Consider the following 16,187-nt stretch of genomic DNA (forward strand, 5'->3'; position numbering starts at 1 on the left):
CGCGCTCATGGATCGGACGCGGGGCCGAAGGCGCGGCGACGGGGCCGGGCGGCGGCGCGGGCTTCCAGGGCGGCCAGGGCGTCGCCCTTGGTCACCCGGCCGTCCTTGCCGGTGCCGGCGACCTTGGCGAGGTCGAGATTGTTTTCGGCGGCGATGCGGGCCGGGGCTGGGCTGACCGGCGCGGCGGCGGGCGCGGCGGCCACCGGGGCCGGAGCCGCGGCGGCGGCGACGGCGCGGGAGCCGGAGCGGCGGCCTTGGGCGCAGCGGCGGCGGGCGCCGCCGACGCGGTCGCGCCTTCGGTGACAACGCCGGGGCAGGGGGGGGGGAGGAAAGGACCGTACCCGGAATAACCGTCGCGCCCTCTTCGGCGCCGATGGAGCTCAGCACGCCGTCAGCGGGAGAGGCCACTTCCAGGCTGACCTTATCGGTCTCGAGTTCGATGAGGATCTCGTCCTTCTTCACCGCCTCGCCGACCTTCTTGGTCCAGCGCGCCACCGTCGCTTCGGTCACGGATTCGCCGAGGGCGGGGGTCATGATGTCGGCCATGGTGTTCCGATGTCTCTCGTTTTTGCCGGTCAGGTGTGAAAGCGGCCCCGCCCGCAAGGCGGGGCCTTATCGATAGGGTTAGGCGAAGGTCTCGTCGAGGAAGGTCTGGAGCTCTTTCAGGTGCCGGCTCATCAGACCCGCCGCCGTCGAGGCGCTGGCCGGTCGGCCGATATAGCGCGCGCGCTTGGCCTTGATGTCCAGCTTGGCCAGCGTCAGTTCGATCCAGGGATCGACGAACGTCCAGCCGCCCATGTTCTTGGGCTCTTCCTGAACCCAGACCAGCTCGGCGTTCTTGAAACGGCCCAGCACGCCCAGCAGCGACTTCATCGGCCACGGATAGAACTGTTCCAGGCGCAGCAGATAGACGTCATCGCGGCCGCTCTTGGCGCGGGCGTCGACCAGATCGAAATAGACCTTGCCCGAGCAGAGCACGACACGCTTGATCTTGTCGTCGCTGGTCAGGGTCACGCCGCCGACGTCACAGCCGGCCTCGGCCCCGTCGATCATCACGCGGTGGAAGGACGAGCCTTCCGCCAGATCGGCGATGTTGGAGACGGCGCGCTTGTGGCGCAGCAGGCTCTTGGGGGTCATGACCACCAGCGGCTTGCGGAACTCACGGTGCATCTGGCGACGCAGGGCGTGGAAATAGTTGGCCGGCGTGGTGCAGTTGAGCACCTGCATGTTGTCCTCTGCGCAGGACTGCAGGAAGCGCTCCAGGCGCGCTGAGCTGTGCTCGGGGCCCTGGCCCTCGTAGCCGTGCGGCAGCAGCATCACCAGGCCGCTCATCCGCAGCCATTTGCGCTCGCCCGAGCTGATGAACTGGTCGATCACCACCTGGGCGCCGTTCACGAAGTCGCCGAACTGGCCTTCCCAGAGGGTGAGCGTGTTGGGATCAGCCAGCGAGAAGCCGTATTCGAAGCCCAGCACCGCCTCTTCCGACAGGGCCGAGTCGATGACCTCGTAATGGGCCTGGCCCGGACCGATGTTGTTGAGCGGCGTGTAGTGCTCCTCGGTCGTCTGATCGATGACGTCCGAATGGCGCTGAGTGAAGGTGCCGCGCACACTGTCCTGGCCCGACAGGCGAACCGGGAAGCCTTCGTCGAGCAGGGTGGCGAAGGCCAGGTGCTCGGCGGTGCCCCAGTCGAGGCCTTCACCCTTTTCGATCGCGTCGCGGCGATTCTCGATGACGCGCTTGACGGTCTTGTGGGCGTCGATCCGCTCGGGGATGGTCGTGATCTGGCGACCGATCTCCAGCAGGCGGGTCCGGGGGAAGGCGGTCGAGCCGCGACGCTCTTCATCGGCAGGGGTGGCGAGGCCGGCCCACTTGCCGTCCAGCCAGTCGGCCTTGTTGGCCTTGTAGGTCTTGCCGGCGTCGAATTCCTTGTCGAGGAAGGTCTCGAAGTCGTTCACCCAGCCGTCGACGTCGGTCTGGCTGATCACGCCTTCGGCGATCAGGCGGCCCGAATAGAGCTCGCGGGTCGAGGGGTGGCCCTTGATCTTGGCGTACATCAGCGGCGAGGTCATCGTCGGGTCGTCGCCCTCGTTGTGACCGAACCGGCGATAGCAGAACATGTCGACCACGACGTCCTTGCCGAACATCTGGCGATATTCGGTGGCGACCTTGGCCGCATAGACCACGGCTTCGGGATCGTCGCCGTTGACGTGGAAGATCGGGGCCTCGACCATCAGGGCCACATCCGACGGATAGGGCGAACTGCGCGAATAGCGCGGGCTGGTGGTGAAGCCGATCTGGTTGTTGACGATGAAGTGGATGGTGCCGCCCGTGCGGTAACCCTTCAGGCCCGACAGGGTGAAGCACTCGGCCACCACGCCCTGGCCGGCGAAGGCCGCGTCACCGTGCAGCAGCAGCGGCAGCACATGGCCGCGGCCGGCGTCGGGGGTCTCGCGCAGCAGGAAGGCCTGCTTGGCGCGGGCCTTGCCGATCACCACCGGGTTGACGATTTCCAGGTGCGACGGATTGGCGGTCAGCGACAGGTGGACCTTGTTGTCGTCGAACTCACGGTCCGACGAGGCCCCCATGTGATACTTGACGTCGCCCGATCCCTCGACGTCCGAAGGCAGGCTGGTGCCGCCCTGGAACTCGTGGAAGATGACGTGGTAGGGCTTGCCCATCACGGCGGCCAGGACGTTGAGGCGGCCGCGGTGCGGCATGCCCAGGACGATGTCCTTCACGCCCAGCGACCCGCCGCGCTTGATGATCTGCTCCATGGCCGGAACCATGGCTTCGCCGCCATCGATGCCGAACCGCTTGGTGCCGGGGAAGCGCTTGTGCAGGAAGCGCTCGAAACCCTCGGTCTCGATCAGCTTCTTGAGAATGGCGACCTTGCCCTCCTTGGAGAACACGATTTCCTTGTCGCGACCCTCGATCCGCTCCTGCAGCCAGGCCTTTTCGTGCGGATCAGAGATGTGCATGTACTGCACGCCGACGCTGCCACCATAGGTGCGGCGCAGGATCGACAGGATCTCGCGGATCGTCGAGGTCTCCATGCCGAGCACGAAGTCCAGGAAGATCGGGCGGTCATAGTCGGCTTCCGAGAAGCCGTAGGTGGCGGGATCAAGTTCGGGGGCCGGCGGCTTGGGCTCCAGGCCCAGCGGGTCGAGGTTGGCGGCCAGGTGACCGCGCATCCGGTAAGCGCGGATCATCATGATGGCGCGCAGGCTGTCCAGCGTGGCGGCGCGGACGGCTTCAGCGGAGGTACCGGGGGCCTTGGCCTCGATGGCCTTGGTCATCTTGGCTTCGACGGCCGGCGCGACCGACGGCCACTGGCCATCAAGGGCCGACAGCCAATCGGGACGGGCGGCGGGCGTCGGACGCGGCGTCCAGGCGGGATCCTGAGCGGCGCGCTTGACCTGTTCGGCCTGGTCGGAGAGCGTCGCGAAGAAGGCGGCCCACGAGGCCTCGACCGAACCCGGGTTCTCAGCCCATCGGGCATAGAGATCTTCCACGAAGCCCGCATTGGCGCCGTAGAGGAACGAGGTCTCGGTCAAGACCTGATTGATGATGCCCGCGTCGTCCGCCATCGTCTTCGCCTTACGATCCAGTTACCGTCTCGTTATCCCGAGCCGGTAAACATAGTGTCTTCATCACCTGGACGCCCGCGAATCAGCGGAGCCCAGGTGATTTTTTCGGATCGTCGACTGGCGGTCGCAAAAAACCTGGGCCCCGCGAGGGCGGGGTTTCGGTGTCGTCCTAACCCTTGAGCACGTCCAGCAGGGTTTCGCCGAGCGTGGCCGGCGACGGCGAGACACGGATGCCCGCCGCTTCCATCGCCGCGATCTTGTCCTCGGCGCCGCCCTTGCCGCCGCTGATGATCGCCCCGGCGTGACCCATGTGACGGCCAGGAGGGGCCGTGCGTCCGGCGATGAAGCCGACCATGGGTTTCTTGCGGCCACGACGGGCTTCGTCGGCGATGAACTGGGCGGCTTCCTCTTCAGCCGAGCCGCCGATCTCACCGATCATCACGATCGACTTGGTGGCTTCGTCGGCGAGGAACAGCTCGAGGATGTCGATGAACTCGGTGCCCTTGACCGGGTCGCCGCCGATGCCGACGGCCGTGGTCTGGCCCAGGCCGGCGTTGGTGGTCTGGAACACGGCTTCATAGGTCAGGGTGCCCGAACGCGACACGACGCCGACGCTGCCGGCCGAGAAAATCGAACCGGGCATGATGCCGATCTTGCACTGGTTGGGCGTCAGGACGCCCGGGCAGTTGGGGCCGATCAGGCGCGACTTGGAGCCTTGCAGCGCCTTCTTGACCTTGACCATGTCGAGCACCGGGATGCCCTCGGTGATGCAGATGATCAGGCCGATCTGGGCGTCGATGGCTTCCAGGATCGAGTCGGCCGCGAAGGGCGGCGGCACATAGATCACCGAGGCGTCGGCGCCGGTGGCTTCCTTGGCTTCGCCGACCGTGTCGAACACCGGCAGGCCGATGTGGCTCTGGCCGCCCTTGCCGGGGGTGACGCCGCCGACCATCTTGGTGCCGTAGGCGATGGCCTGTTCGGAGTGGAAGGTGCCCTGGGCGCCGGTGATGCCCTGGCAAATGACCTTGGTTTCGGAACCGATGAGGATCGACATTTAGCGAGCACCCTTCACGGCCGCGACGATCTTTTGCGCGCCGTCAGACAGGTCGTTGGCGGCGATGACGTTCAGGCCGCTTTCCGAGATGATTTTCTTGCCGAGTTCGACGTTGGTGCCTTCCAGGCGCACGACCAGCGGCACCTTCAGGCCCACTTCCTTCACCGCGGCGATGACGCCTTCGGCGATGATGTCGCAGCGCATGATGCCGCCGAAGATGTTGACCAGGATGCCTTTGACGGCAGGGTCGGCGGTGATGATCTTGAAGGCCGCGGTGACCTTCTCGGTCGTGGCGCCGCCGCCGACGTCGAGGAAGTTGGCCGGCTCGGCGCCGTACAGCTTGATGATGTCCATGGTCGCCATGGCCAGGCCGGCGCCGTTGACCATGCAGCCGATTTCGCCGTCGAGGGCGATATAGGCCAGGTCATACTTGGAGGCTTCGATTTCCTTGGGATCTTCCTCGGTCTCGTCGCGTAGCGCCTTGATGTCCGGGTGCCGGAACAGGGCGTTGCCGTCGAACGACACCTTGGCGTCGAGCACCCGCAGGTGATCGTCGGCGGTGACGATTAGCGGGTTGATCTCGAGCATGGCCATGTCCTTGGCCAGGAACGCCGTATAGAGCTGCCCCAGGAGCACAGCGGCTTCCTTGGCGAGGGCGCCGTTCAGGTTCAAGGCCTTGGCCAGGGCGCGGGTGTGGGTGGGCCACACGCCAGTCGCCGGATCGATCGAGAAGCTGTGGATCTTCTCGGGCGTGGCGTGGGCCACGTCCTCGATGTCCATGCCGCCTTCAGTCGAGGCGACCACCGAGACCATCGAGGTCTCGCGATCGACCAGCAGCGACAGGTAGAATTCCTTGGCGATGGCCGCGCCTTCCTCGATGTAGAGGCGGTTGACCTGCTTGCCCTTGGGGCCTGTCTGGTGGGTCACCAGAACCCGGCCGAGCATCTCCTCGGCGCAGGCCTTGACGTCAGCCACGGTCTTGACGACGCGGACGCCGCCCTTGGCGTCGGGGCCGAGGCCCTCGAACTTACCCTTGCCGCGACCGCCCGCATGGATCTGGCTCTTGACCACGAAGACCGGCCCGCCGAGCTTCTCGGCGGCGGCGACAGCCTCTTCCACCGTGAAGGCGGGGTAGCCGCGTGGAACAGGGGCGCCGAACTCCGCAAGGACGGCTTTGGCTTGATGTTCGTGGATGTTCATGAGTGCCCAGTCTCGACGACGGCTTTTCTGAAATGTGGCCGGGTTATAGGAGCGCGATTTCGCAGGCGCAACCGGCGCCGATGGATAAGGTGAAGGCTTGCGCCGTTCTCTTGCCCAAAAGAACAGCGGCGGGCCGCCGCCAGCGCCTCGGGCAGAACAGCCAAGCCCTCACGGGTTGTCCTGGCGGGCCATCGCCTGAACGTTAGTCCACCCAGTCGCGCTTCAGGCGGAACGAGGCGGCGATCAGCAGCACCGCGCTGAGCGCGTAGAAGCCCAGTCCATAATAGATCGCATAGCGCATCGACTCGGCACCGTATTGCGGCGCCAGACGGTCGGACATGAAGCCGAAGAACCAGGTGCCGACGGCCAGGCCGAGCAGGTTGTTGATCAGCAGGAACATGGCCGAGGTGGTGGTGCGCATGCTGGCCGGGGCCAGGTGCTGGACGGCGGTGACCACCGGACCCAGCCAAGCCAGGTTCAGGCCGGTGGGGATCAGGAAGATCAGGAAGGCCCAGACAAGCGAGGTCGAGTTCATCGCCAGCACGAAGCACGGCAAAGCCAGCAGGAAACAGGCGGCCGGGGCCAGAGTGTAGGCGGCGCGGTTCTTGGCGCCGAAGCGGTCGGCGAGCACGCCGCCCAGCCAGATGCCGGCCACGCCGCCCAGCAGGGTGATGGCGCTGTAATAGATCGAGCGCTCGGCCAGGCTCAGGTGAAAGCTGCGCTGGAAAAAGGTCGGCAGCCAGAAGGCCACGCCGTAGCCGCAGATCGACGAGGCCGCGGCGCCGAACGACATCAGCCAGAAACTCGGCTTGGGCAGCACCGTGGCCACGACCTTGCTGAAGGGCGGGGCCTTGGCCGGGATGACGGGCGGCGCGCCGGGCTCGGCGTCGGCGCCGCCGCGCACCGGATCCTTGACCAGCCACTTGAAGATCGGAGCCAGCAACAGCCCGGCGAGGCCCACCACCACGAAGGCCACCCGCCAGTTGACGAAGGCGGCGATCAGTCCGCCGAACAGCACGCCAAGCGCCATGCCCAGTGGAATGCCGAACGAATAGACGGCCAGGGCGCGCGCCCTCTGGGCCTTGGGGAAATAGTCGGCGATCAGGGAATAGGCCGGGGCCACGCCGCCCGCCTCGCCAATCCCCACGCCCATCCGGCACAGGAACAGGCTGGTGAAGCCGCCGGCCAGACCACAGGCTGAAGCCGCTCCACAGGGCCAGGGCGATGGTCATGATCCAGGTCCGGCTGAAGCGGTCGGCCAACCAGGCGATCGGAATGCCCAGGGTCGAATACAGCAGGGCGAAGGCCACCCCGCCCATCAGCCCGACCTGGGTGTCGGTCAGGTGCAGCTCGGCCTTGATCGACCCGGCCAGGATGCCGAGGATCTGCCGATCCAGAAAGTTGAAGGTGTAGGCGACGATCAGCATCGCCAGGACCAGATAGCGATAGCGCGGGCCGCGATCGGCCGGGTGCTCGGTCTTGGTCTGGCTCATCTGTCCGCCCCTGGAAAATCGATCGTCGGCTCAAAAAAAAGGGCGGCGGCCTGCCGTGCAGACCGCCGCCCCCTCTAGGCTGCTATATTTAGAACTTCACTTCCAGGCTGGCCGAAACCGTCCGCGGCGGGCCGTAGAAGCCGATCACCGAGTTGTTGTAGGTGGCGACACCGAAGTTGTAGCCGCCCGTACGGTAGGTTTCGTCGGTCAGGTTCTTGCCGGTCAGGGACAGCTTGTAGTTGCTGTTGGGCGCGGTCCAGCTGGCGGTCAGATCCACCAGGGTGAAGGCGTCCTGATCAAGCAGCGGCAGCGGCTGTTCGAACTGCTGGTAGGCGGCGCGGTAGCTGACCATCGGGGTGACGGCCACGGTGCCGCCGGCCAGATCGCCCGTCCAGGTCAGGCTGACATTGCCCGTCCATTCCGGCGTGTTCTGGAAGCCGTAGAGATTGGCCACGTTGACGATCTGGCCACCGGCCGGGATCGTCTGCGAGGGGTTCAGCGGGTTGGGCGCGCCGGCCGGGACGAAGCGGCTGAAGGTGTCGTACTCGGCGTGGATATAGCCGAGCGCCACCGTGCCCGTCAGGTTGGCGGTCATCCGGGCCTGGGATTCGAATTCGACGCCCCACAGGGTGGACGAGCCGGCATTGTCGATCGAGCTAGCGATGCCGCTGGGAACCACGACCTGGGTGCTGACCTGCTGGTCCTCATACTTCGACACGAAGGCGGCCGAGGCGAAGGACAGGCGGCGATCCAGGGCATAGCCCTTCAGGCCGACTTCGTAGGCGTTGACGACCTCGGGCCGATAGCCGTTGATCGTCTGCGGGGTGATGGCGGCGTCGCCGCGCATGTCCCAGCCGCCCGACTTGAAGCCCTTGGAGTACGAGGCGTAGGTCGTGAGGTCGTCGTTCAGGTCGTACGAAACGCTCAGGCGCGGCGTGAATTCCGAGAAGGTCTTTTCCGCGCCGTAGTTGGTGCGGGTGGCGAAGATCGGACGCGGCGTGCCGCCCTGATAAGGCGAGCGCGTGGCGCCCAGATAGAACAGACGGAAGGTGTTGCTACGCTTGTGGTCGCGGGTGGCGCGGGCACCGACCGAGACCTTGAGGCGGTCGGTCATGTTGGCGCTGGCGTCGACGAAGACCGCGAAGCTCTGGGTGCGAACCTTGCCGCCGTCGGCGATGGACAGGCCGAGATTGCCGGCGATGGTGTCGAACTCGCCAGAGGCCTGGCTGTTCATGTAGTAGAGGCCGAACACGCCCTGGACGTTTTCGTCCGAATAGACCGCTTGCAGTTCCTGCGAGAACGACCGGTCGTCATAGGTGGCCGGGATGTCGAGGGTCGGCAGCGGGGTGCCGTCGAAGTCGATGATGGTGGTCGTGTGACCCTTGCGGCTGGCGGTGATCGACTTGAGGGTCAGGTTCTCGGTGGCGTTCCACGAACCGGTCAGCGACACGCCCTCGGTTTCGACCGAGTTGCTGTCGCCCAGGCCGGCCTGGGTGTCATAGGTGTCCAGCACCTTGTAGCCGCCGACCAGGGCCGGCAGTTCGCGGTGGCCGTGGCGCGGGTTGGAGTCGTCCTGCACCTTGTCATAGGCCAGGCGGAAGAACAGGTCCTCGGTCGGCGCGTATTCGGCGCTGAGGCGGATGGCCTGGACGTCCTTGTTGTAGTGCTCGGCGCCCGTGGTCAGGTTGGAACCGAAACCGTCGCGCTTGTAGATGGCGTAGGCGCCGCCGACCGACAGGCCGCCGCCGACCGGCGTGCTGCCCGACACCAGAAGGTCGGTCTGATTATAGCTGCCGTAGGTGCCCTTGATCTTGCCGTGGGCTTCATCGTCGAGCTTCTTGGTCACGTACTTGATCGCGCCGCCGATGGTGTTGCGGCCGTAGAGCGTGCCTTGCGGGCCGCGCAGCACTTCGATGCGCTCGATGTCGAACACGTCGAGCACGGCGCCTTGCGGGCGGTGCACATAGACGTCGTCGATATAGAGGCCCACGCCGGGCTCATAGCCCCACAGCGGGTCCTGCTGGCCGATGCCGCGGATGTAAGAGATCAGCGTCGAGTTCGAGCCGCGCGCCACCTGGACGGTGATGTTCGGGGTCGTCTGCTGCAGCACGGTGATGTCGCTGGCGCCCTGGCGGCCAGGGTTTTCGGCGCTGAACGCCGAAACGGCGACCGGCACGTCCTTGAGGCTTTCCTCGCGACGGCGGGCGGTCACGACGACTTCGTCGACGGCTGCAGGGTTGCTGGTGGTCGACGCTTGATCTTGCGCCATGGCGCCCGTGGCGGCGACGCCCCAAGCGGCGCCAGCGAGAAGCGCGGCCTTAAACATGGTTTTCATGGGTATTTCCCCCTCTTTGAAGTGCGTTTCCGTCCCGTGCCGGGCGGCCCCCTTGAGTGGACGCACTTCCGGCTTTCGCGAATTCATCGGCCCGCGAATTGATCGCACTGTCCCTCAAGCCGGCGAACGACGCCAGTCTTTTTTCATCAGGTGGTGAAATGGACGACGAGGGTGTGATTCAGGCCACGGTGGCGCGGGCGATGACCGCCTCGAACCCGGCGGCGCAATAGGCGAAAAGCCTGGCCCGCACGGCTTCCAGGTCGCTGGAGTGACACACGCCCTTGGACAGGGAATCGATGCGTCCCGTCTCCGAGAGGGCCAGCATCATCGACCCGGTGAGGAACTGGTAGCTCCAGTAGAGGTCGCGATGGTCGGCTTCGGGACGGACCAGCTTGAGCGTCTCCACGAGCCGGTGCACGACCGGATCGAAGAAGCGGGTCATGGTCTCGCCGCCCCAGGCCGGCGTGTTGTTGACCTGGGCGACGAGCACGAAATAGCTCTTCCAACCCTGCCCGCCCTCTTGCGAGATGCGCAGCAGCGGATCGATGAAGGACTCGATCACCCCCTCGACGGTCATCGCCCCGGCGTGGGCCTTGTCATAGGCGTCCATCGAGGCCAGGCGCGCCTGGTTGAGGATCTCCGCCCGCCGCAGGAACACCGCGTCGAACAGTTCGCGCTTGGCGCCGAAATAGTAGTGGATCAGCGCGGTGTCGACGCCGGCCTCGGTCGCCACCTGCCGTGTCGTCACGCCATAGAAACCGTGACGCGCGAACAGGCCCTCGGCGGAGTCGAGGATGGTTTCCTTGAGGTCCAGGCCCTTGGCCTTGGACGGACGCCCTCGCCCGCCGGAACGGGCGCGAGGCTTGGCAGCGGTCATCGAGTGGGCCCCGTGTCAAAACACGACGTTCCCGGATAGGCCCGACCGGGGCGGCGTGGCAAGGGATCAGGCGAGGAACACGGCCCACAGCAGCCGCCCGGGAAGAAGGTGAAGGCCCCGGCCACCAGCAGGCCACCGACGAACATGCCGGTCATCGCCCGGCGGTGGGCGGCGACCTTGCGGCGTCGAATGGCGACGATCGCCATCGGCAGGGCGATCAGGGTCCAGCCGCTAAGGAGGTGAATGATGCTGAAGCCGCCGCGATTGATCGTATGGATGAACAGCGAGCTGATCGCCGTCGTCGCCATGGCGATCACCCAAGCCCAGCCGAGGGTCTTGTGCAGACGGGTGCCCTTGACCCCGATCAGCAGCACCGTCCCGATGGCGAAGGCCGTCACGGCGGCGAGGATATGAAGTTGAATCATCGGGCCGGCGGCCAGGATCAGGTCTAGCCGCGGCGTGGGCAGGTCGACGCCCGCCAGGGACAGCAGGGCGCGCCCGGGCGCCGTGCCGGCGGCGATCAGGCCAGTGAGCAGGCTCAGGCCGATGGGGGTCCAGGGCAGTCGAGCGAGGCTGGCGCGCATTGACAGAGTCGGCGAGGGCATCTTCATCTCCTAGCGTCGCCCGGCGGGTCCGTGACGGCGACGAGATGATCCCTAGGAGCCCACCGGACCGTGCCTCAATCGACCTTGCGTCAACCGCCGCCCCCTCTTCGTCAACGGCTGGTCGACGCCGTTCACGCTTCGCGAGCGGCGATGACCGGGCCTGATGCGCTACGCGGCTTTGGCGTCTCGGCGACGGCCGGCGTGTTTCTGGCGATGTCTGGGGCGTTCGGCACCGCCCATGTGCCCCTGAGCCTGCGGCTGGCCTATTGGGTCGGCCTGTGCCTGGCCGGCGCGGTGGTCGGGACGGGCGTCAGCCAACTGGTCGGGCGCGACGGGCGAGCTGACGAGCGTCCGTGGCTGTTCGGAGCCCTGGTCTCGTTGGGGATCACCCTGCCCTTCACCCTGGTGGTCTGGGGGGTGACGGACCTGATGTTCACCGGCGGCGTCCGCCTGGCCTCACTGCCCCGCTATCTGGCCCCGGTCTGGATCATCACCACCGCCATGACCGCGCTGAACATGATGATCCAGCGTCGCCCGCCTCAGACCCATGCCGCGGCGGCCGGCGCCACCCCGGTCCGCTTTCTTCAACGCCTGCCGCCGAGGCTCCGCGGTGGCCGATTGTTCGCGGTCGAGGCCCAGGACCACTATCTGCGACTGCATACCTCGAAGGGGCAGGACCTGATCCTGATGCGACTGGCCGACGCCGTGGCCGAACTGGAAGGCATCGAGGGCGCCCAGACCCACCGGTCCTGGTGGGTGGCGCGCGAGGCGGTAACCGACGCCCGGCGCGGCGACGGCCGGGCCGTCCTCAGCCTGGCCACCGGCGTCGAGGCCCCGGTCAGCCGAGCCTATGCCCGCGCCCTGCGCGAAGCCGGCTGGTTCTGAGGCCGCAGCCTCAGAACGCTTCCCAGTCTTCCTTCACGGCCAGGGCTGCGCCGCCCGAGCGCCCCCACGAACCGCCGTCGCGGGCCGCGCCATCGGGCGCGACTGAGGCCGGGCTGGAGCGCCCGCGGCGCTCTCGTCGAGACGGAACCGTCCGACCAGATTGGCCAGTTCATTGGCCTCGCCCTTGAGGGCGTGGGTGGCGGCGGTGGCCTGTTCGACCATGGCGGCGTTCTGCTGCACCACCTGGTCCATCTGGTTCACGGCGGTGTTGACCTCGTGCAGGCCGGTCGACTGCTCGCTGGCCGAGGCGGCGATCGAGGTGACCAGGGCGTCGATCGAGGCGACCTGGTCGACGATGCGCTGCAGGGCCTCGCCGGTCTGGCCGACCAGGCTGACCCCGGAGCCGACCTGCTGGTCGAGGTCGAGATCAGGGCCTTGATCTCGCGGGCGGCCTCGGCCGAGCGCTGGGCCAGGGCCCGGACCTCCTGGGCGACGACGGCGAAGCCGCGGCCGGCGTCGCCGGCCCGGGCGGCCTCGACCCCGGCGTTGAGGGCCAGAAGGTTGGTCTGGAAGGCGATCTCGTCGATCACCCCGATGATCTGGCCGACCTGGTTGGACGAGCCTTCGATCTGGGTCATGGCCGCGACGGCCTGGGCGACGATTTCGCCCGAGCGCTGGGCGTCGGCGCGGGCGGTGGCGACGACGGACGAGGCTTCCTTGGCCCCGGCGGCGGTGCGGCGGACCGTGGCGGTGATCTCGTCGAGGGCGGCGGCGGTCTCTTCCAGGCTGGCGGCCTGCTGCTCGGTGCGGCGCGACAGGTCGTCGGAGGCCCCGGCGATCTCGTCGGCCCCGGCGCTGACGCCGCCGGTGGTGACGGCGATGCTCTTCATGGCGTCCTGCAGACGCACGGCGGCGGCGTTGAAGTCGGACTTCAACTGCTGGGCCTTGGGCGCGAATTCGACGACGATGCGGTGGGTGAGATCGCCACCGGCCAGACGATTTAGGGCCTCGCCCAGCGCGCCGAATGCCACGGCGTCGGATTCGGCGTCGGCGGCCTTGTCGGCCTCCCGTTCACTGCGCTCGCGCTCGGTCAGCGCGCGCTGGCGGGCGGAATCGCTCTCCAGCCGGTCCTTGGCGAGGGCGGCTTCCTTGAAATGGGTGACGGCGGCGGCCATCTGGCCGATCTCGTCCTTGCGACCGGCGGCCGGCACCTCGATATTGCGACGCATGGCGGCGGTCATGGCGGCGACCGCTTGGCGATACGCTGGTCAGCAGCAGCCCGCGGCGATGGCGATGGTCAAGGTGAAAGTATGCGATGGCCAGGGTCAGGGTCGAAACGGCGGAAGCCTGCTTCTGGGCGGGGCCTCGGCGGCCACGACCGCCTCGCTGTCATCGATGGCGTTCTCGACCGGCTCGACAGCCTTGTCGGCGACGCCGTCGTGCTTGACCAGTTCAACGGCCTGTGGACGGGTCAAGGGATCACGGCTTTCAGCCGGCTCGATGGCCTGGGTGCGGTATGCGGCATAGGCGGCTTCGACGGCGGCGATCCGCGCCAAGCCAGCCTCATCGCCGTTGGCCAGCTTGCGGATGTCGTTCAGGGCGGCGAGGAACTTGGGCTTGTGCGCCTCTTCCAGCCGCTGGACGTAGTATTCATCGCCCGACAGCAGGAAGCCGCGCAGCGAGTTCTCCTGGCGGGTCAGGCGGAAGGCGGCCTGGTCGGCGGCGCGCAGTGACTGGTAGGCAGTCTCGGTGCGGTTCACCGAAGCCTCAAGGCTCAATTTGTTGGCATAGAGCGCCCCGCCCATGAGCATGATCGTGGCCAGCATGACAGCGAACACGGCCATCAACTTTTGCGGGATTTTCAGATCGCCAAACGACACAACAGCCCTCCAAGGTGGTCTGGCGCCGAAAATTCTCCAACAACACAGACCTTTAAAGCCTGGGATCAAAGCGAGCGCCGGGATCAGCTGTGCGGCCTCAACCCTTGCCGCGGGATTAAGCCTGACGTGGCGTAATGTCGCGGAACCGACACAGACGCCACTTTTTTGATCAGTGAGCCTCATCCCAGTTGTGGGCGGCCCGCGCTTCCACTGTAAGCGGTACGGAAATGTCGACCGCTGGCGCCGCCGCGCCCTGCATCACCTTGCGCGCGACGGCGCAGGTCGCCTCGGCCTCGCTCTCCGGGGCCTCGAAGACCAGTTCGTCGTGCACCTGCAGCAGAACCCTGGCCGAAAGGCCCGCCTCGACCAGGGCGCCGGGCATGCGGATCATGGCGCGGCGCATCACGTCGGCCGCCGCGCCCTGAATCGGAGCGTTGATCGCGGCGCGCTCCGAAAACTGCCGCTGCGCCGCCGACTTGGCGTGGATGTCCGGAATGTTGATCTTGCGGCCGAAGATCGTCGTCACGAACCCATGCTCGCGGACGAAGGCCTTAGTGGCGTCCATATAGGCCTGGATGCCGGGGAAGCGCTCGAAATAGGTCTTGATATAGGCCCCGGCCTCGCCCTGGCCGATGCCGAGCTGGTTGGCCAGGCCGAACGCGCTGATGCCATAGACAATGCCGAAATTGATCGCCTTGGCGCGGCGGCGCACATCCGACGGCATGCCCTTGATGGGAACGCCGAACATCTCCGAGGCGGTCATGGCGTGGATGTCCAGGCCCTCGCGGAAGGCGGACTTCAACTGCGGGATGTCGCCGATATGAGCGAGCAAACGCAACTCGATCTGGCTGTAGTCGGCGCTGATCAGCAGATGGCCGGGCTTGGCGACAAAGGCCTTGCGGATCTTGCGGCCTTCCTCGGTGCGCACGGGAATGTTCTGCAGGTTGGGATCCGACGACGACAGCCGTCCCGTCGTGGTCGAGGCCAGGGCATAGGAGGTGTGGACCCGGTTCTCGCCACCGGGCGCGATCGCCGCGATCAGGTTCTCGGTATAGGTGCCCTTGAGCTTGGACAGCTGGCGCCAGTCGAGCAGGACGCGCGGCAGTTCGTGCTCGGCGGCCAGGCTTTCGAGCACGTCGCTGTCGGTGGACCATTGACCGGTGGCGGTCTTCTTGCCGCCCTTCAGCTGCAGCTCGCCAAACAGCACGTCGCCGATCTGCTTGGGACTGCCGAGGTTAAAGGGCCGTCCGACGATCTCTTGGGCCCGGGCCTCGAAGTCGACCATGCGCATCGAGAATTCGTTGGACAGCCGTCGCAGGGTGTCCGGATCGACACGAATGCCGGTGTTCTCCATCGCCGCCAGCACCGCGGGCAGCGGCCGCTCGAGGGTCTCATAGACCGTCAGCAGGCCCTCCTGGGCGAGGCGGGGCCGCAGCACGTGATAGAGGCGCAACGTCACGTCCGCGTCCTCGGCGGCATAGGCCGTCGCCTCGGTCAGACCCACATGCTTGAAGCTGATCTGCGCCTTGCCCGATCCGGCCACCTGCTTGAACGGAATCGGCTTGTGCCCGAGCCACAGCTCGGACAGCTCGTCCATGCCGTGGCCATGCAGACCGGCCTCGAGCACGTAGCTGATCAACATGGTGTCGTCGATCGGGCCCACCGCGACGCCGTAGCGCGCCAGAACGGCCATGTCGTACTTGGCGTTCTGGGCCACCTTCAGCACCGCCGGATCCTCGAGCAGGGGTTTGAGCGCGGCGATGGCCTCCACCAGCGGGATCTGTTCAAGGCTGGCGAGGGTCTCGAAGGCCAGCCCCTCGGCCTTCTCTTCATGCGCCAGCGGGATGTAGCAGGCCTCGCCGGGGGCGACGGCCAGCGACACGCCGACCAGGCCGGCGGTGGCCGAGGACAGGGCGTCGGTCTCGGTGTCGAAGGCCACGACGCCCACGGCCCGGGCCCGGGCGATCCAGGCCTCCAGGGTCGGCAGGTCGCGCACGCAGACATAGGCGCCGTGGTCGATGGCGACGGGCTCCGCCGCCGGGCGGTCCGACGGACGGCCATAAGAGACGCTGAGCACCGGGGCGCCCGGCGTCGCGGCCGGACGCGCTCCCGATGGCGTATCCAAGCTGCGCGGCGCGGCGGCGGCGCTGCCGTCTCCGACCCGGCGCGCCAGGGAGCGAAACTCCATCAGCTCCAGGAAGGCGGCCAGAACCTCCTTGTCGGGATCGCGCACCGCCAGGTCGTCCATAGGCTCCGGAAGGGGCGTGTCG

General features: G+C 67.0%; 9 protein-coding genes and 3 pseudogenes. 1 reads left to right on the top strand and 11 read right to left on the bottom strand.

Features of this window, described 5'->3' with window-relative positions; all coding sequences use genetic code 11:
- From CSW58_RS00640 to CSW58_RS00675, 8 genes and pseudogenes are all read right to left on the bottom strand, one after another.
- A pseudogene (locus CSW58_RS00640) lies at nucleotides 1-546 on the bottom strand (biotin/lipoyl-containing protein); the annotation flags it as partial.
- A 78-nt stretch (nucleotides 547-624) separates the two neighbouring features.
- Nucleotides 625-3,588 carry a 2-oxoglutarate dehydrogenase E1 component gene (locus CSW58_RS00645; protein ID WP_099445900.1) on the bottom strand — a complete coding sequence of 988 codons (2,964 nt, stop codon included), beginning with the start codon at nucleotides 3,586-3,588 and terminating at the stop codon, nucleotides 625-627.
- 169 nt (nucleotides 3,589-3,757) lie between these two features.
- On the bottom strand, nucleotides 3,758-4,642 hold the full coding sequence (gene sucD, locus CSW58_RS00650; protein WP_099445901.1) for a succinate--CoA ligase subunit alpha: 885 nt from the start codon (nucleotides 4,640-4,642) through the stop codon (nucleotides 3,758-3,760).
- On the bottom strand, nucleotides 4,643-5,842 hold the full coding sequence (gene sucC / locus CSW58_RS00655; RefSeq protein ID WP_099445902.1) for an ADP-forming succinate--CoA ligase subunit beta: 1,200 nt from the start codon (nucleotides 5,840-5,842) through the stop codon (nucleotides 4,643-4,645). It abuts the gene before it with no gap.
- A gap of 202 nt (nucleotides 5,843-6,044) precedes the next feature.
- Nucleotides 6,045-7,335, bottom strand: a pseudogene (locus CSW58_RS00660) (spinster family MFS transporter).
- Nucleotides 7,336-7,423: 88 nt separating this feature from the next.
- The gene (locus CSW58_RS00665) at nucleotides 7,424-9,670 is read right to left on the bottom strand and encodes a TonB-dependent receptor (protein WP_099445903.1); all 2,247 of its coding nucleotides are present in this window, start codon (nucleotides 9,668-9,670) and stop codon (nucleotides 7,424-7,426) included.
- A 178-nt stretch (nucleotides 9,671-9,848) separates the two neighbouring features.
- Nucleotides 9,849-10,547 (bottom strand): TetR/AcrR family transcriptional regulator, encoded by a 699-nt coding sequence (locus tag CSW58_RS00670; protein ID WP_099445904.1) that lies wholly within the window; start codon nucleotides 10,545-10,547, stop codon nucleotides 9,849-9,851.
- Nucleotides 10,544-11,152, bottom strand: coding sequence for a DUF2306 domain-containing protein (locus CSW58_RS00675; RefSeq protein WP_369825046.1), 609 nt, complete (start codon nucleotides 11,150-11,152; stop codon nucleotides 10,544-10,546). The genes CSW58_RS00670 and CSW58_RS00675 overlap by 4 nt, the downstream gene beginning before the upstream one ends.
- Nucleotides 11,153-11,302: 150 nt before the next feature.
- Between CSW58_RS00675 and CSW58_RS00680 the strand changes: the two genes are divergently transcribed.
- Nucleotides 11,303-12,037, top strand: a complete 735-nt coding sequence (locus CSW58_RS00680) for a LytTR family DNA-binding domain-containing protein (protein ID WP_099445905.1) — start codon at nucleotides 11,303-11,305, stop codon at nucleotides 12,035-12,037.
- A 33-nt stretch (nucleotides 12,038-12,070) separates the two neighbouring features.
- Here the strand turns inward: CSW58_RS00680 and CSW58_RS15955 are convergent.
- From CSW58_RS15955 to polA, 3 genes and pseudogenes are all read right to left on the bottom strand, one after another.
- Nucleotides 12,071-12,903 (bottom strand): annotated as a pseudogene (locus CSW58_RS15955) (methyl-accepting chemotaxis protein); the annotation flags it as partial.
- Between the two features lie 459 nt (nucleotides 12,904-13,362).
- Entirely contained in the window at nucleotides 13,363-13,881 is a 519-nt protein-coding gene (locus CSW58_RS15960) for a CHASE3 domain-containing protein (protein WP_161494527.1), read from the bottom strand.
- A gap of 205 nt (nucleotides 13,882-14,086) precedes the next feature.
- Nucleotides 14,087-16,187: DNA polymerase I (polA, locus tag CSW58_RS00695; protein WP_099445907.1), on the bottom strand; the 2,101-nt coding region annotated here is incomplete at its 5' end.

This window comes from Caulobacter sp. B11 (assembly GCF_002737765.1).
In the GTDB taxonomy this organism is placed as follows: Bacteria; Pseudomonadota; Alphaproteobacteria; order Caulobacterales; family Caulobacteraceae; genus Caulobacter.